The following is a 20,693-nucleotide window of genomic DNA, read 5'->3' on the forward strand; positions in this document are numbered from 1 at the left end:
TAAAATGTATTTTCTCCATGGTCAGGAAAAATACAAAGTACGATTACTCGTATGCGGTCTCTATGGACCAGTAATTATAGTTTACCATGAACGACCTACCTCAGTAAAAAAGTAAAACAACTGAGGTGTATTTCCTATGGAAAAAATAAGAAGCAACTCCTTATCAGCCTATACTTGACTAATCGTAGGAAACGAGGTTGGGACAAAATCAACAATAGAGTAGAAAGGATCAAATGGGGCTTAAACAACAGACGTAGACTCCTCCTACGGGAACAGCACGAGGGGAAGACCCCTGAAAGTTGTCTTTGCTTTCTGAGGGGGCTGAGGCCGTGTCCTCTGAAAGTGAAGTATGTTGAGGCTACTGAAGAACTGCAACTTTCTGAGTTATGCATCAAAGAAAGGCCGGGCAGGACGATTTTATCGTTCAACTCGGCTTCTTTATTTCGATGAGACATTTATAAATCAAAGAAAATCACTCTTTTTAGATAGGCCTCGGTGCTTCCACGAGGAGCTTTCGGTGCTGACGCCTGCGGGAACAGCGCGAGCCGAAGATCCACTTGGTCAAGGGATCTTCTTGCCCAAGTCAGCTGAGGCTTGAAAAGTGTTTTTCAGTGGCCACATGTATGTTGCCGGAGCGGCATAGGCATGCATTGCTTCATAAAGATAACCCGAACGAAATTCGTTCGGGTTATCCAGCGGAAAAATTCTTTTGTCCCAGCCAAGTTTTCGTTCAGGCCTTTTTCGCTTCCAATTCTTTAAGATAGTCAATCGCATCCTGGAAAGAGTCTACAGGAACAACTTTCATATCCGTCCCGATATCTTCAGCAGTTTCTTTGGCAACTTCATAATTAGAACCTTCCCGTCCTTCTTCATTAGGAGCGAAAAATATTTGAGCGCCATGATTCGAAGCAGCGACGACTTTCTTATCAATGCCGCCGATCCGACCTACTTGCCCTTCATAATTCACTTCACCGGTCCCTGCGATCTCGTAGCCTTTGGTGATATCTTCCTCAGTCAATTGATCATAAATTTCTAGTGAGAACATCAAACCTGCACTAGGGCCACCGATTTCACCACTTTTCACTTTCACTTTCGGGCTCACTTTGACGGAACGATCCGTGACCAGCGAAATACCGACGCCCACTTTTTCGGGATTGTCAGGAAATGCAGCAAGTTCAATGTCTTTTTCTATCGTTTCTTCCTCCCTGACAACCGTCAAGGTAACAGATGATCCTTTTTCCATGTCACTGACATAGTCGATAAGGTCGCTTGTCTGTTCAATTGTTTGTCCGTCCACTTTGGTAATCTGATCACCTGTTTCAAGCACATCCGCAGCGGGCATCCCTTCAATTACATTCATGACGAAAACACCTTCATAATTAATTTCGATATCTTTGCCCGCAGCTTTATAGGCGACTACTTTTGAAGCTTCTTGAGAAGAATCCATCATTTGGAGCTGAGCATGAAAATATTCTTCTTCCGTTACACCTTCAGGACGGATTTGATCAAGTGGATAGATCTGATGGTATGACCGGAACTGTGCAAGAATCCACTGCATCGGAGTCGCCTGCCCGCCCCGGACGGTAACGAGATGCATTTCTCCTTCGCTTTGATGGCCTCCAGACACTTCGACAATCTCATTCAAGGGATCGGCCGTTCCCGGTTTATAAATGTAATATGGAAGCTGATAAGCTCCTAAAAATGCCACGATCACAATCGTTATGATTGCTGTGATTATGAGTCTTCTATTTGCTTTCATTTGTTCATGACTCCTTCCATTCAGACAGCTTCGTTTGTATTTCTTCGATGCATTCCTCCGCTGCCTTCTCTCCTGCCTTAACGATTTCCTCGATGTTGGTAAACGCTCTTGAGCTGTATTTTGATACGTCCGGACGGATCATCACGTCCGTATCTGAGGACACCCCCGTGACCGTTGCCAATTCATCCTGCATGATATCGATGCTCTGGGTGATCACATCATAGATAGTATTGATGTTCGGATCAGCATCAAAATGAGCACAATCAACAGCGATTACAAAATCTGCCCCCATTCCTTTCGCGACAGATACAGGGACACGGTCCATGACACCACCATCTATGTAGAGGCGACCATCGATTTTCTCCGGCACGAAAATCCCGGGGATCGCTATACTTGCTCTGACTGCCTCACTCGCAGGACCTGTAGTAAACACTTTCTTTGCCCCCCCATATAAATCTGTCGCCACAATGGACATCGGGAGTTTAAAGTCTTCTAAATTCTTTCCGAACGTAAATAAACGAATATATTCCTTGATTCTTTTCCCCTGGATAAATCCCATTTTAGGAACGGTGAAATCCAAGTAATACTTCCGTTTGAAGGTGAAAGCCAGCTTGTATAGATCATCAATCTTCTGTCCAGCAGCAAAAAAAGAGCCGACTAAAGCTCCCATACTGCTTCCTGCAATCATATCGACGGGAATATCGTGATTCTGAAGGACTTTCAGAACTCCCAAGTGTGAAAAGCCACGAGCACCACCAGAACCTAAAGCTAAACCTATCGTCGGTCTTCCCACTTGTCATCCCTCCTTCTCACGTCTGGTTTATTTTATGGAATAAACCGCTCCCTTATGAGCGTACACATGGAATATAGACAAACCTATGTGTTCATGCAGAAATATAATCTCATTCTACTATGTCTATTTCTATAAGTACAGAAAACTGTGACACCAAAGGAGGCGTTCTCGATTTCTAAGCTAAAAACCATCGGGTTGACGCTGCTTACTTCAGCTCTCGCCATTTCTTTGATCATTTTTCCTCGTGACGCATTATCTGCAAGCTTGAGAGGATTGGATTTATGGTGGGAAATCGTCTTCCCTTCCCTGCTCCCCTTTTTCATTACGGCAGAGTTTCTGATCGGTTTCGGTGTCGTTCACGGACTCGGAGCCCTTAGTGAGCGTTTCATGCGACCGTTATTTAATGTTCCGGGCTGCGGCGGGTTCGTGTGGGTGATGGGGATGGCTAGTGGATATCCCTCTGGTGCCAAATGGACCGCTGACTTGAGAAGCAAGGGACAAGTTACAAGAATAGAAGCAGAACGACTGGTCGCTTTCACTAATGCTTCAAGCCCGCTATTTATCTTCGGGGCGATTGCCGTCGGTTTCTTCCATGATGCAAACCTCGGAATCATTATTGCTCTCGCTCATTATGGAGGCAACTTCCTGGTTGGGATCGGTATGAGATTTTATAAAAGAGATGAGGAACGTTCGAGGACTGACATGAGATCATCCACATGGAAAGATGCGTTTTGGAAAATGCATCATTCAAGATTAGAGGATGGACGCACAATGGGAAAGCTGATGGGAGATGCTGTCACACGCTCAGTGGACACGCTGTTAATGGTTGGAGGTTTCATCATGCTTTTCTCCGTTTTGACAGAGCTGTTAAAACAAACGGGTGCGATACATATCTTCTCGCATCTTCTCGCACTCACCGGCCTTCCCGAGAATTTTCATGTCCCATTCACAGCCGGCATGCTTGAACTCACCACAGGGATTGGAGCTATTACCGAAACCCATGAACCTTTGTTGGCCCAATTGATGATCGTCAGCTTCATTCTCGGCTTCCACGGATTTTCGATCCAAGCTCAAATCGCCAGCATCCTCGCAGAAACAGATATTCGCTTCAAACCTTATGCGCTTGCCCGGATTGCTCATGGAGCTATAGCGACATTGCTCATTTTTGTGCTTTATTTTGTTTATCTCCCTTTTCAATCACAAAGTATGCCGATTTGGAATCCTGACGAAAACTTCACGACACCGATCATCCAGTTTTTCCATCATTATGGACCACCGATCACACTGCTCATGATTATGCTCATGATTATTGTCAAATGGAACAGCCATCAGCAAAAAAAAGACAACCCCGGCAAGCATCGTGTGTAGGGGGTTGTCTTTTCATTTAAAAATCCTATCAGCCGGAAGAAAGCCCGGTTCTTATTAAAACTTCTGAGAGAGAGCTTTCTCAACAGCTGGAGGAACTAAATCGGATATGTTCGCGCGATATTTAGCCACTTCTTTTACAATACTTGAACTCAAAAATGAATATTGGTTATTCGTCATTACAAAGAAAGTTTCGATATCCTCATTCAGCTTGCGGTTCATGGAGGTGATTTGCATTTCATATTCAAAATCACTGACCGCACGCAAACCTCTGATGACAGCTTGAGCACCTTTCTCCTCTGCGTAGTCCATCAATAAACCACTGCAGGCATCAACAGAGACATTATCAAACTCCTTTGTGACTTCCTTTAATAAAGCTAAACGTTCCTCTACATCAAAAAGCGGTGCTTTGCTCTGGTTGTTAAAAACGGCTACTATGACGTGGTCGAATACTTTTGCACCGCGTCGGATGATGTCTACATGACCATATGTAACGGGATCGAAACTACCCGGGCAAATTGCTAAACGTGTCATGACATTCCCTCCTCATTCAAAAATGGATACACCGATATTACTGCCATAATAATCGGTTTTCAAGCGTTTCAAGTGACCGACCTCTTCTGGAATTTCCTCTGAAGCATCATGTTCGCAAACGATTGTCGCACTTTCCGCTATTAAATCATTTTCTAAAAGCGCTTCCATTAGGTCCTTGTAGGAAAACTTATTATAAGGTGGGTCCAAGAAGATATAATCGAAAGTCAATTCACGTTTACCTGCTGCTTTAATCGCCCGCATCGCATCCGTTTTGAAAACTTCCACCCGCTCTTCGATGTCGAGCTTCTTTAGGTTGTCATATATCGTCTGAATCGCTTTAGGCTGTTGATCGACGAATATACAGGAATCAGCTCCACGGCTTAACGCTTCAATTCCTAATCCGCCACTTCCTGCGAACAAATCCAGCGCCTTGCCGCCTTCAAAGTAGGGGCCGATAACATGAAAGACGGCTTCTTTCACTTTATCGGTCGTGGGCCTGGTTTTATGTGTGGGAACAGACAACAGCTGTCTCCCTTTAAAGTCACCTGCAATCACTCTCATTATGTGTACACCTCTTTTGTCAGCATTCCCCATAATCCTACCATAAATCTATCTCGTCCGGAAATGTTTGAATAAAAGGATCCGCGGTCTTATGTTGTCGATGATGAAAGCCGGTTTCAAGAAAGACTTCTTTCCTGAACTTGGCTTAATAATCGATTAAGAGCCAGGTCACGTATTGACCGCCACCAAAAAAATTCATCCCGTGATGAATAAACGAATTCCTCTAAGTACATACTAGCATTTGAAGCGGATGATACTGCTTCTGAAAACGGAGAAGGCTTACATCCCCATAAGTTCTTCCTCCGGTTTCTCCTCTCCCTTTACTTTTTTGTTTCATTTTTTTAGATGTTACAAAAAAGCAGGGCTGCCCGTTATGGGCAGCCCTATTTTTTATGGACAGAAATAACCTCGTCTTCCTCAACTACGTCGAGCTCTAATAAATCTTCTATATATTTTTCCTTCATATAAACTCCCCCGTCCATGAGTTTCAACAAGTCCTTACCAGTCCCGAAGCTTTCCTCATTCATGATAAATGTAGCTTGGTCAACATAAAAGCGGTAATTTTTCGTTGGCATCGATATCCGGTAGACGTTATCTTCTTCCAATACAGTATAAGAATACTCTGCCTTTTCAGCTAATGATAGTAAAGGCAGGTACCTCACTCCATAATAATGAAGGATCTTACCCTCCATCTTTTCTCCTTCAAAAGCCAAAATTTCCTCTGAAGTGAAGTATAAAGGAGCTGTGGAATTCTGATCGTTTCGTTGAAAATAGTTTGTTGGCATTCCATATAACCTGGACATCTCATCATCCAAAAATTGAGCGATGTCGACATTTCCTGTTTCATCAATCAGCTTGTTTCGTAACACATCCAACTGCTGTCCACTGAAGGTTGAGCGTATTTCCTCAGCCCTCATGCTCACTATCGGCTCTGGATCTGCTGTTTGGTAATAAACTTCATTCAGTACAGGTAAAATCCACTCCTGATCGCCGTTTGAAATGGAGCGGATATGGGAGGTGAATAACGCCTTTTCGAGGGCATCAAGATTTCTCCCCTTTGCAGCTATATATTGATCTTCCATGACTGTCTTTGAATGATCCAAATGTAAAATGGCAGGTCCATAAGCAGATGAAATTTTTGCCAGTCTCTCTTTCACTTCATCTGTGAGTGGATCTTCTTTGTTGTATGTAACAACGCTACTGTCCTGACGCCATTGAGAATTCTCCTTTGGCTGGAGCATTAAGGGAGGTGTCTCTGTAGTTGGCCCGAAGTGAAAATAACGGACATTTTCCAGCGTGATTTCACTATTTTTCTTTACTGGGGCAAGCCATGTATTCCTTTGTAATGTGTAATCTTTTATAGTCAGATCAAATGGAACCTTATGTGCTTTTCCGTCTTTTGATACGTTCAATTTCCATTCCTTCAATAAACCTTGCGTATCGATTGGAAGAAAATAGTTCACTGTGACGGGCATCGCGGATTCCTGATTCAACTGGTACCCCCCGGATTGAACGATGTGACACTCGGTTTCCCCTTCATAAGCACAAGATAGCGACTCTGCTTCTTCAGGTGGGGGGAGCTTATAAATCCCAGGCTCTAATTGATCATATGTAAGAACAATCTCCAACCCTGCCTCTTCTACATTAACGGTGACATGGAGGGGGGTGGATTGCTGCTGGCTTGTCTCTTTCTCTTGCTGGTTTGAAAAGTCTACAATACTCCACTGATAGAGGAGAAGAAGTGTCGAAAAACTGAGGAGTAAACAAAGTGGCACCCATATGCTCCTCAAGTCAATCTCCCCCTTTTTTTCTTGTTGATAAATCATATGAAATCCGCCCGTTCACATTTCTCATTTTTCATGCTAAAGTTATCCTGATTATTGTTTGAAAGGACGGACAACTCTATGATACAAAAATTCATCGAACTCGGCGAAGGGTATGCGGACATTTATGAACTGATCGACCTGGGCTCAAGAATGCCGGAACGCATCCAACATGCCATCGCTTTTTATAGCGAAAAAAACGGGAAACCCGTCGCTTCTTTATCTCTTGTCATGAAAGCTGCCCATCAGGATAAATTCCAGCCCATCTACATTTGCCGTGAAGGAATCCCGAATCCCCACGAACAGCCGAACCAGCGTTTTGAGTTGTATAAAGAAATGGTGGAGAAAGCTGGAAAAGAAGTGAGTGAATTTACCATCAAACCTTCGAACCTGTTCCCTGAAACCGAATTATTCTATCAGCACTTGATCGGCATTCTGAGAATGAACAAATTCATCGCTCCCCTATCATAAGCTGACCTATTATTAAAAGCGTCCGTTGAACACGGACGCTTTTTTAACTGAGCATTTATAAAGTCATTCGCTTCAGTTCCGCGAATGTTCGAATAAGCATAGCGAAGGTCGCTCAAGGGCAGACTGGTTGCACACACTAAGTAATACACCGTGCTGCTACGCTCTCTCAAATCCCCATTTTGTAATCGTATTGCTTGGCTTTGTCTGGTTTGGCGTTTTCATAATCAGTACGGATTTCGGGTTTATGAGAAGACGTTACCCGGGAAACGAATGGTAAACGTTCAAGTTTCTCCTTTTTAAATTCAATATCTTCCTGATTTACGTACAATAGTGCATATTTCATTTTTTTAGAGGCGTGAATCAAGTGTCCATGCTTTTTAATCTGTCTTATATTTTTCATATGTTGAAAATATACAATGATTCCTTGTCGTTTCGTTCTGTTCATAGTATGTCTCTACTCCCCATAGAACTTATATATTAACGTCAGTTTACCAAATGACAGCCTAATCGGCAATGGCTCTTTCCAATCGATTGTGCTGTAGAAGAGGTGATGGACCCTTATATGAAAACAGATCATGAACAAGCTTTTGAAATTTTTAATGAGACCTTATCTAATTCGGATCTATTTGACCATGTCGAATTCAAAAAGGTGGCAGGGCTGCCCTTTGTCCATTTGACAGTGAAAGATAGGGTTGAGAGGAATGAAATCGAAGCAGCTTTGAAGCAATGTGCTGCAAAGGCGATGAGAGGAAAGCGCCTGACCCTTGCGATGAGCTATGTACGCAAGAATCAGGCGCTCCAAGTTTACAGAGTTCGGTTTTTAGTTCCTCAAAGGAAAATGTTCTGCTGCGGCAATCTTTGTGATGACTGCATCCGCTTCACAGACCCTTGATGTCAGGAAGCACAGCCACAGCTGCCGCCGCTTCCGCATCCACCACTGCAGCCGGAGTCGGTTAAAGCCATTCCGTTTTTCGGGACTTTGATTTGTTCACTGACGCTGAAAGCCACATTTTCGCTTACTTCATCCAACAGTTTTTGTATTTCCCGTTCCGCCTTTTTAAAATGAGCTACCGTTTCATGCATGTCCATTTCCCGTTTTACAGCACGGACTTTCTTCATGATGGTATTATAATCCGGGTGGTAACGGCCAAAACGTTGGACATCCTCGTAATGTTCTTTCATATCTGCAAAATTTTTGATGAGTCTTTGCGCCTCTTTATCGTTCTCAAGAGCCGTTTTCGCCTCTTGATAAAATTCCATTGTATCTGAGCTCATGACCATGCGGCCAATCGATTCTGAGCGGTCAAGTAGATCGACAATTTCCATTGTAGCTAACATATAACATGTCCACCTCCACTACCATCTTATCAAATAGGAAGGCAGATGGAAATAAAGGATATTTTCCACCTGCTGATTGAGGTCCTTAATAATACGGGTATTCCATCTCTTTTTGATTTTTTCCGGCGTCCTTCTTCACATTCGTAATGAGCTGTTGAAACTGACCGATCGCCCCATTCAATTCATCAATATGACGGGAAACATCCTCCCAATTCAAGTCCTCCATTAACTCACCCAATTGCTTGATCCATTCCATTTTAACTGTAGAAGTTTCTTTTTTTGCTGCAGGTAAAGAAGTCCAAAACGGGTCATCTTCGCCTAAGATCATCCACTTCTCATAATAGCTTTGGATGAGTTTATGGTTCTTTCTCAACTGACCTTTGACATTGGGGTTCTTGTCGACAAATGCTTTAAATTGCTGGACGCTCGGGTGCAATTCATTCGTACTCATATCCTCTACACCTCACTGTTAGAACTACTCTATAGCCTATGCATCTGTATTGGAGACGTTCATGGCAGCGTCAAGAAATTCTGGGTGTAATACCTTTCGTGCACCCCAACACCGATATGTGTGTAGTCGGGGTCCAGCAGTGCTTTCCGGTGACCAGGGCTATTCAGCCAACCATGGAGGGCAGCTGCAGCATCTGTATATTGTGCCGCAATATTTTCCCCTGCCCGAACATAAAAAACATTTTCAAGACGCTCTTTCAGTCCGTTACCGTTTGGAGAGTAATGAGAAAAATAATTATTTTCGTCCATATCCCGGCTATGTAAGAAGGCAGCTTGTGAGGCAGCGGTGTGGTGTTTCAATTCACCCAGTCCTTGATTGTTCCGAATGAAATTCGTCATCCTCAGGATTTGTGCTTCCACGCCCTCTTGAACAGCTTCCCACTCTTCATTACCCAACCGTTCCTGTGTTGGTAAAGTTCCGCGATACAAGACTTTATAAGGCTGCATCTTAAGTAAATAATCATTTCTGATCATTCGAATTGCCGATACTTTTTCCGTGACATCATCAAAATAGATTTGGGCAGACCATTTGTCATCCAAAGAAATCACCGGTCGTTCTTTCACATCTTTTTCAGTCAGCTCCAGGCTATAGGCACCCTCGCTTTCCAGTCTTAGAGTAGAAGGGAATTGTTTCTTTTCCATCACTTCATTATATGACTCCCCTACAGTAACAGGACCTTCCTCCTGGTGAAATAATACGCCTGTAACCACTTCATGATCAGCTATTCCTAATTGGAAATATCGCCCTTTTTCTGTTTCATATAGCCACCACTCATAGCCGTACGCGCTTGGATACATGTAATCGGGTTCTCCTAATAATGTAAGGGTTTCTTCAGAAGATTTTCCTTTCATTGAAAAAAACAGTGGATCATCCACTACCTGATCTTCCTTACTCGTCCCAGTTGTTTCAATCGATGGTTCTATATTTCCTGAGACAGGCGGGTCATCAGGGGTATCTGACCTTTCACTCCCCATCCACACTACAGATCCCACGAATAAGATCAATATACAGAAGAATATTTTTTTCAAATGAAAAACCCCTTATGGACTGTCTTTATATTATGTATAAGCTCTCTAACAGAGGGCTATGATTAATTATCGTGTGTCCTGACATTAAAAAAAGGCAGCCTACATTCTCATCCTCTTTAACAAAAAAAGCCTGCAAATATGGTGGCCACTGAAAAAAACTTTTCAATCCAGAGGAGCTGTTAATGTTTGTCGTTGCTTCTCACGAATCGCTTGTCGGTACGATGCTTGCCGCGGGCACGCCCTCAGCTGACTTGGTCAAGAAGATCACATGACCAAGTGGATCTTCGGCTCGCGCTGTTCCCGCAGGCGTCACCACTGAACGCTCATCGTGGAATCAACGAGACTCTTCTATAAAGAGTCTCGTTGATTTATAAAAGAATATCATTCTGCGTGTACAAGGGCCGGCGGCGATATTCACCGTCAATATAAAGCGAGTACTAAAGCACATGGAGGAGAAAGAGCCCGAAGGTCTCATCGAAATAAAGAAGCCGAGTTGAACGAAAAAAATCGTCCTACTCGGCTTTTTCTTTGATGCATCACTCAGAAAGTTGCAGTTCTTCATTAGCCTCCGAATATGCAGGCTTTTTTTGAAATTAGTGCAGTTCAGGGCGCTCGGAAATATCTTGTAAAGCAACACCTGCTGCGTGGTCGGACATATCTTCAACAGAAAGGTCGCCCAATGAAAGAATACCTGTCAACTTACCATTTTCTACAACAGGCAGTCGACGGACTTGATGTTGAGCCATGATTTTGCTCGCTTCCTCTAATGAAGTATCTGGAGCACAGCTATACATCCGATCACTCATCACTTGCTGGATCGGCGTACTTTCCGCTTTCTTATCTGCATAACCCCTGATGACAAGGTCACGGTCAGTTACCATTCCCATAAGGTTCCCTTGGTCATCACAAATCGGGAGCGCCCCGACGTTCTTCTCTTTCATCATAGAAGCAGCGTCACTTAGCTGATCGTTTGTGTGACAAATGGAAACATCGCTTGTCATTATGTCTTTTACAGTTTTCATGAAAGATCCTCCTTTAAAAGTCATGATCAATCATTATTGTCCCCTTTTTGACAAAATTATTACATGCATCCCTCTACCTTTTATAGTATAATGAATACGTAATCGCCTATATTAAAGATGTAGTGCAACAACAATCACAACAATTGCAACCTTTACCGTTTCATACTAAAATGAAGAACGATACATAACTATTGTGAGGTGGAAAGAAATGAAATTAGAAGGCACTGGTATAGAAGGTCTCGTCGTTGACTACAAACCATTGACAGAACTTATGGAAAGTAACGGGTTCATCCTTGGTGGTGCGTGGGACTACGAACGAGTGACTTATGATTATAAGTTGATGGCACCTGAAAAGAACGTAACACACTATATCCGCATCCAGGGTTTTGCTATTGAAGGGGATGTCGATAAAGGGGATGCCGTCATTCGTCTGATGAAGCCCCTCCTTGGCCGTCACTACTATCCACACGGCGTAGAGTATGGCCATCAAGAAGGTTTCTCTGATGACATGGTTCAAAAAGCGAAAGACCTTGTAGCCAAAGTAACCGAGCCTGCCCAGAAATATCATAACCAGGTTCCGGAACATGTCGTTCTTGAAAAGCTGAAGAAATGGGCGGAAGAAAACCAGAATCAAGAAGTGCTTGCGAAAGTGAATGAACTTTCCAACGACCCTGATCAACGAAAATAATCGTTCCTCCAATTATGGTTGAAATCGAGTCGCACATCATTGAATGGTGAGCGGCTTTTTTTAAAAATTCTTTAAGTGAACTCATCTTCGATCTGCGGGGAAAGGAGAAACATACATAAATTGTTCCGTTATCTTTCAAAAAAGCAGTGGATTTTAATAATCATTTCCGCCTTGCTTATCATAGCCGGCTATTTCATATTACCTGTATCCATTCCATTGATCCTTGCGTTTGTAACCGCCTTATTCTTAAATCCAGCGGTCCGGCTGATGCAATTCCGTTTTCGAATCAACAGAAAAATGTCGGTCACGATCGTTTTCCTGTTGTTTTTAGTATTCCTGGGATTGCTCGGGACATTCGCTGTGACGAGGGCCGTAACACAGATTCTTGAGCTTGCGGATAATGCACCTGAATACATCAATCAAATTAATAATGTATTGCTTAACTGGCAGAATGACATGGTAAGATTCACACAAAACATGCCAAAGGAATTCGTTGACAAAGTTTCGAATGAAATCACTAATACCGTCGACCGTACATCTACAGCTCTATCTGAAAAACTTCAAATCGGTAACATTGCTGCAGTCGCTGCCAAGATACCAGAACTGCTGGTGAGTTTTCTCGTTTATTTAATCGCCCTTTTCTTGTTCATGCTTGAACTTCCCCGCTTGAGGGACAAAATGCATGACGGGCTTACAGAAGCGACTTCTGAGAAAGTGAAGTTCATGAATGCACGCCTTTCCTATGTCGTTTTCGGATTCTTGAAAGCTCAGTTTTTAGTAAGTATTATCATCTTTTTCGTATCACTTGTCGGACTATTATGGATTGCGCCAGAGGTAGCACTCATCATGTCTCTGATCATCTGGGCCATCGATTTCGTGCCGATAATCGGCTCGATTGTCATTTTGGGACCCTGGTCCATTTACATGCTTATAATCGGTGATATAGCCATAGGTACAAAGCTAGGGGTTCTTGCTATTGTCCTGCTGGCCATCAGAAGAACTGTCGAGCCAAAAGTGATGGGACGCCATATCGGCCTCTCCCCTCTTGCCACATTAATTGCCATGTACTTAGGCTTGCAACTTATCGGACTTCTTGGGTTCATCCTTGGGCCCCTTGTGGTCATCGCTTTCAATTCGGCCAAAGAAGCCGGTATTATCAAATGGAACTATAAGATATAAATTCAAATCGGAGATGCCCTGATAAGCTCAGTCAGCACATATGTTATTCAGAGGTGCGCGGTGTGTTAGTTTATAAGATGAAAACGCCTGAAGCTACTGCTTCAGGCGTTTTTGTTACAATCCTTCTTTATAAATATTCTCTTTTTGATCATTCACCGTTTTTCCTTTTTTGAATACGAGGATATCCTGATTTTTACCTGTATGGACAAATCCATTATTGATGAGTACTTTTTGAGAAGGGATGTTGCTTTTATCACATTCAGCTTCTACCCCTTCAACCTCACCTGTTTGAAAGGCCCATTGGCATAATGCATCCACTGCTTCTGATGCATAACCGAAATTCCGCTCGGACGCAACCACTTGGTAACCGATTTGGATGTTACCCACATCATCCGGCTTCCCTTTGAAACCGATATCACCGATGACATGTTCTCCTTTCTCATCGAAGATTACCCAGGGGCCAAAGCCTAATTCCTCCGAATCATTTTCCAGCCGCTCAGCATACATCGGTAGCAAAGCTTTCAATCCATCATGCGGCCAGTTTTTATTCCATGGCAACTGAAACTTATAATAAAAAGCTAAAGAGTTTTTCATAAGTGTCTGGGCCAAATCAACGGTTATCGGGAATAGCTGCAACCTCGCTGTCTTCAATTCCATTAGTGATCCATCCCTTTCATTTATGTAACGTGAATGATGCTCATACAATTCGTTATACCTTATATTCACAATAATTAAACAAAAAAACAACGAATCGATCATTCCGATTCGTTGTTTATCTCATGTTCCCAATATAGCTTTAATCATACTCGTTGTCGTGCCCCCATCATAAATGATGTAGAGCAGAAGATAAACCGCTACACCTGTAATGGCTGTACAAAACCAAATCACACTTGTAACAGGACCTAACTTCCTATGTTTGGCGATTTTCCTTTTATATGCAAGAGACAATGTGACAATTCCGAAGACAGCCCCCACTGTTGCAAGGAAAATATGAAAGATCAGAAAAATCGTATAATAAATCTTAATATCATCAGGACCACCGAAGCTTGTATTCCCCACGAATATCGTCCGGCTCAAATAGATGATAAAAAATGTCAATGCACTGATCGCTGCTGCAATCATGACCTTTTTATGGGCTCTTCTCCGATCTTTTATGATCAAAGCCCAACCGATAGCAACAAGTACGGCACTCAGGACTATGAATACCGTGCTCAAAGTCGGTAGTAATGGCATACCTACACCTCTTTCTCTTTACAAACAATCGATCAAGTCTCAGATGTCGCCTGATCCGGCAGTGGATCGATCGTATCACGTTCCCGGTTGAACCAACTGAAGAATACATACGCGATGACCGCACCGAAAATGATTTCCTGTGTAATTTTCATGATAATTCCACCTAATTGCTGATCTTCCACCAATGGCATAGGAGTAAAGTAACTCGGACCACTTAAACTTGAAGCAAGATCGTTCAATACGTTTGCTGGCACACATAAACTCATTGCCTGCATCCAAGCTCCAGATTCAGAATAGGTTTCATATAATGGGGACCCAGCAAAAATAATCAGTCCACAAGCAGGAGTAATCAGTACCCCGTTAGCAAAAATAAAACCTATTTTCATGATCGGGCTTAACCTGTCCATTTTCTCTAATGGAGGGAAAACTGAAATCCACATGAAAAATGCCGTGAATAATATGACCGTTGTAATTATCGTATGTGCCAAATCACTAGATTTAGCAAAGTCAAAAATGGCAGGCATATGGTAAATGGAGAAAAGTCCATTGAAAAGAAGCAGTGAAATAAGCGGTTTTGTCAATAAATTGAACAGAGGACGTAACCCTTTAGCTTCCAGTACCTGCTCCCAAATCCATGTTGGAATACCTTTGATGACGAGAATCGGAAAAAGGAGGTAATACAAAGCCATCTGTGTCATGTGGGCAGTGAACATGATGTGCCCTAACAGATCGACAGGAGAACCTTTCACCAAATATAACAACAGCATTCCACTATAGAACATCACTTGTTGGAAGGCACTCGGATGCTCTGTTCCTTTTTTTCTCCCTGGACCAGTGATATAAAAATATAAAGCCGACAAAATCAGCACAAAAAGAAAATAATACGGACTCCATAATGCACGGAAACCGAATATTTGAAGTTCTAACCACATAGGTGTCTCACCCCAGATTGTTTACTTTTACCTCTTCATTTTACCTAATTTCCCACCAAAAAACGAGTGTTCATGCAAGATAATCCTTATTGTTCATAAATTAGTCAAAACTTTGGATTATATAGAAAAAGACCGGAGCACCGGTCTTTTTCTTTTTTCAAGCGCTGAGCGCATTCATTTTTTATTTACCACCAGATAATTGATGTGAAAGTGATGATTGTCAAAGCACCTACGGCTGCCCCGCCATACATCATCATAGCAGGCATGTCGTGTCCTTTATTTTTCATATGCATGAAATAATAAAGTTGGAATGCCACTTGAACAACAGCTAAGATAATCAGCGTAGGAATGACGAAGAAGGAACTGATCTCCATTATGACCATTCCGAACGCGATGAAGGTGAACAAGATCATCAGAGCGAAACTGATGACTTGCTGCTTCATTTCCTCGCGGTGCTGTTTCTTTTCATATTCTGCTTGATGTGCAGGTCTGGAATGTGTGTTATTCTCCATTGATTAACCCACCTTTCCCATAAGGTACACAACTGTGAAAATGAATACCCATACAACGTCAATGAAGTGCCAATACAAGCTTGCAATATAGAACTTAGGTGCGTTATACAAGTTCAAGCCACGCCTTTGGTTACGAAGCATCAAGGCGATGATCCAACTTAAACCGAAGACTACGTGCCCTCCGTGGAAGCCGACCAATGTATAGAAGGCTGAACCAAAGGCAGATGATCGGAATGTGAATCCGTATTCATGGATATAGTGATAAAATTCATATAGCTCACAGCTCAGGAATCCTAGACCTAATAGAACTGTAATCGCCAACCATGTCTGCATTTTAGCAAAATCATGGTTCTTCATATGGTACATGGCGTAAACACTTGTCAAAGAGCTTGTCAGCAGCAGCATCGTCATAATGAAGACGAGTTCTAAGCCGAATAAATGCTCAGGAGTGTTTTCCCCTTGCGTCGAGCCATTCAACGCAATGTAAGTACCAAATAAGCTGGCGAACAACACTGTTTCTCCGCCTAGAAAAAACCAAAAGCCTAAAAATTTGTTCTTACCTTCAAGGGTGGCTTTTTCCGGATCATGCGGCATTTGTTTTGGATTGAGAACATCTTCATGACTCATTTATTTGCCAGCCCCCTTCTTAATATCTTCTTCTAGCTCTTCTTTATGAATGTGGTGTCCAAGATCGTCTTTAAGAGATCGTGTCAGCATCGAACCTAGAGTGATGCCCATACCTACGAACACTAAGATCAACCATGTCGGGTCATCCACTTGATAAATGAAACCGAATCCTGCAATGAATGTACCTAGAGAAATCATAAATGGAAGGATGGATGCATTCGGCATGTGGATATCGCCAAGTGGCTCTGAAGGTGTCATCCCTTCTTTCCCGTCCATTTTCTCTATCCATAACGGATCCAGACCACGCACAAGTGGTGTCTGAACAAAGTTATAGTGTGGTGGTGGAGATGGAATCGACCATTCAAGTGAACGTCCGCCCCAAGGGTCTCCGCCTACTTTCTTCTCTTTGACTGCTGTATAAATGATGTTGTAAAGGAAAATCAGTGTACCGATCGCCATTAAGAAAGCACCGATTGTACTGATCATATTTCCTGTTGCCAGTCCTTGACCTTCCAGGAATACCCAGTAACGACGTGGCATTCCCATCAAACCTAGGAAGTGCTGGATGAAGAATGTCAAATGGAAACCGATGAAAAATGGCCAGAACGCCAATTTCCCAAGTTTCTCATTAAGGACTTTACCGAACATCTTAGGCCACCAGTAGTGTAGTGCAGCAAATATACCGAATACCACACCACCAACGATTACATAGTGGAAGTGTCCTACTACAAAATAAGTATCATGATACTGGAAGTCAGCTGCTGCTGCGGCAAGCATGACACCAGTCATACCACCGATCGTGAAAGATGGGATGAAGGCAACGGACCATAGCATCGCAGAAGTCATCTTAATCTGCCCGCCCCACATCGTGAACAACCAGTTGAAGATCTTAATACCCGTCGGTACTGCAATCGCCATTGTCGCTACAGCGAAAATAGAGTTAGCGATTGGCCCCATCCCTACAGTGAACATGTGGTGGGCCCATACCATGAAACCTAAGAAACCGATTAAAACGGTTGCAAATACCATAGCAGAGTATCCGAATAAACGTTTTTTAGAAAACGTTGAAAAGATATCACTGAATGCCCCGAATAACGGAAGAATCAATATGTAAACTTCCGGGTGACCGAAGATCCAGAATAAGTGCTCCCAAATAATAACGTTACCACCAAGTCCTACATCAAAAAACGCAGAACCGAACATACGGTCGAACATCATAAGGAAAAGTCCTACTGTCAAAGCAGGGAATGCAAATAAAATTAATGTACTGGTTACAAATACAGACCATGTGAACAGAGGCATCCGCATATAGGTCATACCTGGCGCCCGCATGTTTACGATAGTGACGAGGAAGTTTATCCCCCCGATCAATGTCCCTGCCCCTGATATCTGCAGTCCCATGACATAATAATCGACACCGTGTCCAGGTGACGTCGTCGAAAGTGGTGCATAGTTCGTCCACCCTGCATCCGGTGCGCCGCCTGTGAACCAGGAAACGTTTAAAATCAGTCCCCCGAACAAGAACAACCAGAAACCTAAAGAGTTCAAGAATGGGAATGCTACGTCCCTTGCTCCTATTTGTAAGGGGACAACAGCATTCATCAATGCAAAGATAAGCGGCATGGCTGCCAAGAAAATCATTGTTGTACCATGCATCGTAATCATTTCGTTATAAAGCCCAGCGGAGATGAAATCATTGTCCGGTTTCATCAATTGGATTCGAATTATCATGGCTTCTAGCCCACCGATTAGGAAGAATAACCCCCCAGAGACCAAATAAAGATGTGCAATCTTCTTGTGGTCCACTGTTGTTAAGTAATCCCAAATCACAGCGCCGAGCCCACGTTTTTGTGCAAGTGCAGTACTCACGCTTTAACCTCCCTTTTCAACCTCTTTCTCATAATAGATCACTCATCCTCGTTCTGAGTAGGAACATCTGTACCTACATCAGAGTGTTGCAGTTGTAATAGATAATCGGCAATTTTGCTTGCTTCTTCTTCTGATACAATTTCAGTCGGCATTTGGTTTCCAGGCTTGATTTCATCAGGATGGACAATCCAATCTACCAAGTTTTCTTTAGTCGGCTCTAAGATTCCGGCAATCTTTTCACGGTTACCGAAATTAGCCAAGTTAGGACCTACACCAGCTGACGCGCCACCAATAGCGTGACAACTCATGCAATTGTTATTAAATAGTTCTTGACCTTCTTGAGCTGTAGTTGTTTCAGGCGTTGCTTCCGGGTCTATGTTCTTCATATCTTCAACCCACTGGTCATACTCATCCTGGCTGACAGCGATCACCCTGAAATCCATCAATGAGTGGGATGGCCCGCAAAGCTCAGCACAGTGCCCCCAGTATACGCCTTCTTCATATGCTTCTAAGTACATCGTGTTCATGTTTTCACCAGGATTGGTATCCATTTTACCTGCAATTGAAGGTAACCAGAAAGAGTGGATAACGTCACTGGATTTCATGTTTAAGTACACTCGCTCACCTGTCGGGATGTAGAGCTCCTGACTTGTAGCGATTTCTTGGTCAGCATAGGTGAATTGCCACCAATATTGGTTTGCCGTCACATCAATTGTGATGACACCTTCATCACCCTGCGTCGATTTATCAGCAAGATCGAAGGTTGCTTGCACAGTCGGAATTGCCAAAACAAGCAACAGGATAATCGGAATGACTGTCCAGATCACTTCCAATGTTTTGTTTCCTTCTGTTTGTTTAGGAATGATATGTTCCTGGCCTTTCTTCTCACGATAGCGGACAAGAACAAAGGCATAAATTGCCATGACGATAATAAATACAAAAATCATTATCGCAATACTGATCAACATAAGATCTAATAATAATTCCGCTCCATAGCCTTTAGGCTTCAAAGCACTTAGGTTTTCTTCTCCACAACCCGCAAGGAGCAGGGTCAGAGCACCAAAAAGAAATAATGAACGGAATTTTCCCATCCAACCTCTCATGTGTGATACCTCTCTTTCTCTTGTAGTGACATTTTTTATTTTGGACTGACCCCAAAAGGGGTCAGTACATTAAAAAGGGAAAGGCAATGTGACGATGACCATCATGAAGAACATGATTGTCAGATAGTTCAAGGAGTAAATGAACATCCATGTCGCCCATTTGTAATCATCCTTCATAAAGAACCCTGAGATTCCCAGAGCCAACCAACCGAAGGATAGTATGAATGCAGTAACTAAAAAGATACTGCCAAGCGATGCCAGATAAATAGGCAGCGGGAGAAGACAAGCGACATAAATCACAATTTGTCTTTTGGTCATTTTGAACCCATGCACTACAGGCAGCATCGGGATACCTGCCGCCTTGTATTCATCTTTCTTTTTCATAGCGAGCGCCAAGAAGTGAGGCGTTTGCCATATGAACATGATCAAGAATAATATGACGGCTTCAAGTTGCAATCCAGGATCGACCGCTGACCAACCAATCAATGGCGGAACGGCTCCTGAAAAGCTGCCGACTACGGTGTTGATCGTATACTTTCTTTTCGACCACATCGTATAAAGAACTACATATACAAACCACCCGAACGCCCCCCACAAAGCTGCCTGCCATGTGGTGAAGAGCAGAGTGACAAATCCTAGTATTGAAATGCCGATACCCAGCGTTTTGATCAGCGATAATGACATGGTACCAGTCACTGTCGGCCGGTTGCTCGTCCTGGACATAATGGGATCTATGTCCCTGTCAAACCAATTATTGATTATGCAACCGCCTGCGATTACGAAAGCGGTTCCGAGCATTGTCAACAGAAAAGTTACCCACTGGTTTGAGAAAGAAGTACCAGTAAAATATACAGCAAGCCAAAACCCTGTAAAAGTAGTAATTAGATTAGAGTTGATGATTCCGACTTTGATCAAACTTTTAATATCAGCTAATAAAGAAGTTTCACGGGCATTCGTTTGGATCATTTCTGTAGAAGCAGACTCGACTGTTCTCGGATTGTCCATCGTATTATCTTCCTCCTTCTACCTCCCCAAACCCATTCATGCGAATCACCAGGATCCACTAAGAGCTGAGGGCTGTTTCTATCTTCATATAATATATAATGACAAGAAACATCAAAATAATTGTATCATGTTATTGTAGTTGTATCTATTTAAACTCATCAATTTTATTTATTTGTGACAACTTTGTGAAATGCTTCCACCCTCTAGTATCAACCACTATTCAGGTTTTTAACGCATCACAGGTGAATCAATATCTTAATGAGGAACATTTCAATAAAAGCACACCCTTATATTTCTAGCAAATCCCCGTGAACAATGCAAGTTATTTTGGGAATTGGAT

23 protein-coding genes are annotated in these 20,693 nt (G+C 42.8%); 5 read left to right on the top strand and 18 right to left on the bottom strand.

Going from position 1 to position 20,693, the window contains the following annotated elements:
* Positions 1 to 730: 730 nt before the first annotated feature.
* Positions 731 to 1,759 carry a SepM family pheromone-processing serine protease gene (locus ACTWPX_RS15665; RefSeq protein WP_443120551.1) on the bottom strand — a complete coding sequence of 343 codons (1,029 nt, stop codon included), beginning with the start codon at positions 1,757 to 1,759 and terminating at the stop codon, positions 731 to 733.
* Positions 1,760 to 1,763: 4 nt separating this feature from the next.
* Positions 1,764 to 2,552, bottom strand: coding sequence for a patatin-like phospholipase family protein (locus tag ACTWPX_RS15670; protein WP_443120552.1), 789 nt, complete (start codon positions 2,550 to 2,552; stop codon positions 1,764 to 1,766).
* A 147-nt stretch (positions 2,553 to 2,699) separates the two neighbouring features.
* On the opposite strand from ACTWPX_RS15670, the gene ylbJ reads away from it, so the two are divergent.
* Positions 2,700 to 3,920, top strand: a complete 1,221-nt coding sequence (ylbJ, locus tag ACTWPX_RS15675) for a sporulation integral membrane protein YlbJ (RefSeq protein WP_443120553.1) — start codon at positions 2,700 to 2,702, stop codon at positions 3,918 to 3,920.
* Positions 3,921 to 3,974: 54 nt separating this feature from the next.
* Here the strand turns inward: ylbJ and coaD are convergent, their stop codons facing one another.
* The 3 genes from coaD to ACTWPX_RS15690 form a co-directional block, all read right to left on the bottom strand.
* Complete coding sequence (coaD, locus tag ACTWPX_RS15680) at positions 3,975 to 4,451, bottom strand: pantetheine-phosphate adenylyltransferase (protein ID WP_128522879.1); 477 nt, start codon at positions 4,449 to 4,451, stop codon at positions 3,975 to 3,977.
* Between the two features lie 12 nt (positions 4,452 to 4,463).
* Positions 4,464 to 5,045, bottom strand: coding sequence for a 16S rRNA (guanine(966)-N(2))-methyltransferase RsmD (gene rsmD / locus ACTWPX_RS15685; protein ID WP_443120554.1), 582 nt, complete (start codon positions 5,043 to 5,045; stop codon positions 4,464 to 4,466).
* Between the two features lie 350 nt (positions 5,046 to 5,395).
* Positions 5,396 to 6,802 (bottom strand): hypothetical protein, encoded by a 1,407-nt coding sequence (locus tag ACTWPX_RS15690; protein ID WP_443120555.1) that lies wholly within the window; start codon positions 6,800 to 6,802, stop codon positions 5,396 to 5,398.
* A gap of 114 nt (positions 6,803 to 6,916) precedes the next feature.
* Here ACTWPX_RS15690 and ACTWPX_RS15695 point away from each other — a divergent pair, with 114 nt between their 5' ends.
* Positions 6,917 to 7,306, top strand: coding sequence for a DUF7147 family protein (locus tag ACTWPX_RS15695; RefSeq protein WP_443120556.1), 390 nt, complete (start codon positions 6,917 to 6,919; stop codon positions 7,304 to 7,306).
* 166 nt (positions 7,307 to 7,472) lie between these two features.
* Here ACTWPX_RS15695 and ACTWPX_RS15700 read toward each other — a convergent pair whose 3' ends face one another.
* Positions 7,473 to 7,751, bottom strand: coding sequence for a YlbG family protein (locus ACTWPX_RS15700; protein WP_128522883.1), 279 nt, complete (start codon positions 7,749 to 7,751; stop codon positions 7,473 to 7,475).
* A 117-nt stretch (positions 7,752 to 7,868) separates the two neighbouring features.
* On the opposite strand from ACTWPX_RS15700, the gene ACTWPX_RS15705 reads away from it, so the two are divergent.
* Positions 7,869 to 8,198, top strand: coding sequence for a hypothetical protein (locus ACTWPX_RS15705; protein WP_443120557.1), 330 nt, complete (start codon positions 7,869 to 7,871; stop codon positions 8,196 to 8,198).
* 2 nt (positions 8,199 to 8,200) lie between these two features.
* Here ACTWPX_RS15705 and ACTWPX_RS15710 read toward each other — a convergent pair whose 3' ends face one another.
* The 4 genes from ACTWPX_RS15710 to ACTWPX_RS15725 form a co-directional block, all read right to left on the bottom strand.
* Positions 8,201 to 8,644: a YlbF family regulator gene (locus tag ACTWPX_RS15710; protein ID WP_128522885.1), complete on the bottom strand. Its 444-nt coding sequence runs from the start codon at positions 8,642 to 8,644 to the stop codon at positions 8,201 to 8,203.
* A gap of 85 nt (positions 8,645 to 8,729) precedes the next feature.
* Entirely contained in the window at positions 8,730 to 9,095 is a 366-nt protein-coding gene (ylbD, locus tag ACTWPX_RS15715) for a spore coat protein YlbD (RefSeq protein WP_128522886.1), read from the bottom strand.
* Between the two features lie 59 nt (positions 9,096 to 9,154).
* Positions 9,155 to 10,183, bottom strand: coding sequence for a CAP domain-containing protein (locus tag ACTWPX_RS15720; RefSeq protein ID WP_443120558.1), 1,029 nt, complete (start codon positions 10,181 to 10,183; stop codon positions 9,155 to 9,157).
* 593 nt (positions 10,184 to 10,776) lie between these two features.
* A complete protein-coding gene (locus ACTWPX_RS15725) occupies positions 10,777 to 11,205 on the bottom strand; it encodes a CBS domain-containing protein (protein ID WP_128522888.1) in 429 nt (142 codons plus the stop codon).
* A 208-nt stretch (positions 11,206 to 11,413) separates the two neighbouring features.
* Between ACTWPX_RS15725 and ACTWPX_RS15730 the strand changes: the two genes are divergently transcribed.
* Complete coding sequence (locus tag ACTWPX_RS15730) at positions 11,414 to 11,893, top strand: YugN family protein (RefSeq protein ID WP_128522889.1); 480 nt, start codon at positions 11,414 to 11,416, stop codon at positions 11,891 to 11,893.
* A 120-nt stretch (positions 11,894 to 12,013) separates the two neighbouring features.
* Complete coding sequence (ytvI, locus tag ACTWPX_RS15735; protein WP_128522890.1) at positions 12,014 to 13,072, top strand: sporulation integral membrane protein YtvI; 1,059 nt, start codon at positions 12,014 to 12,016, stop codon at positions 13,070 to 13,072.
* A 114-nt stretch (positions 13,073 to 13,186) separates the two neighbouring features.
* Here the strand turns inward: ytvI and ACTWPX_RS15740 are convergent, their stop codons facing one another.
* From ACTWPX_RS15740 to cyoE, 8 genes are all read right to left on the bottom strand, one after another.
* On the bottom strand, positions 13,187 to 13,729 hold the full coding sequence (locus ACTWPX_RS15740; RefSeq protein WP_443120559.1) for a GNAT family N-acetyltransferase: 543 nt from the start codon (positions 13,727 to 13,729) through the stop codon (positions 13,187 to 13,189).
* Between the two features lie 120 nt (positions 13,730 to 13,849).
* Positions 13,850 to 14,305 carry a DUF420 domain-containing protein gene (locus ACTWPX_RS15745; protein ID WP_128522892.1) on the bottom strand — a complete coding sequence of 152 codons (456 nt, stop codon included), beginning with the start codon at positions 14,303 to 14,305 and terminating at the stop codon, positions 13,850 to 13,852.
* Positions 14,306 to 14,337: 32 nt separating this feature from the next.
* Positions 14,338 to 15,237, bottom strand: a complete 900-nt coding sequence (gene ctaG / locus ACTWPX_RS15750) for a cytochrome c oxidase assembly factor CtaG (protein WP_443120560.1) — start codon at positions 15,235 to 15,237, stop codon at positions 14,338 to 14,340.
* A 185-nt stretch (positions 15,238 to 15,422) separates the two neighbouring features.
* On the bottom strand, positions 15,423 to 15,749 hold the full coding sequence (gene ctaF, locus ACTWPX_RS15755) for a cytochrome c oxidase subunit IVB (RefSeq protein WP_128522894.1): 327 nt from the start codon (positions 15,747 to 15,749) through the stop codon (positions 15,423 to 15,425).
* 3 nt (positions 15,750 to 15,752) lie between these two features.
* Entirely contained in the window at positions 15,753 to 16,376 is a 624-nt protein-coding gene (locus ACTWPX_RS15760; RefSeq protein WP_443120561.1) for a cytochrome (ubi)quinol oxidase subunit III, read from the bottom strand.
* Entirely contained in the window at positions 16,377 to 18,245 is a 1,869-nt protein-coding gene (gene ctaD, locus ACTWPX_RS15765; protein WP_443120562.1) for a cytochrome c oxidase subunit I, read from the bottom strand.
* Positions 18,246 to 18,283: 38 nt separating this feature from the next.
* Positions 18,284 to 19,348, bottom strand: a complete 1,065-nt coding sequence (gene coxB / locus ACTWPX_RS15770; RefSeq protein ID WP_443120563.1) for a cytochrome c oxidase subunit II — start codon at positions 19,346 to 19,348, stop codon at positions 18,284 to 18,286.
* 69 nt (positions 19,349 to 19,417) lie between these two features.
* On the bottom strand, positions 19,418 to 20,353 hold the full coding sequence (gene cyoE / locus ACTWPX_RS15775; protein ID WP_443120564.1) for a heme o synthase: 936 nt from the start codon (positions 20,351 to 20,353) through the stop codon (positions 19,418 to 19,420).
* Positions 20,354 to 20,693: the final 340 nt, after the last annotated feature.

This window comes from Halobacillus sp. H74 (assembly GCF_052246715.1).
Taxonomy (GTDB): Bacteria; Bacillota; Bacilli; order Bacillales; family Halobacillaceae; genus Halobacillus; species Halobacillus litoralis_A.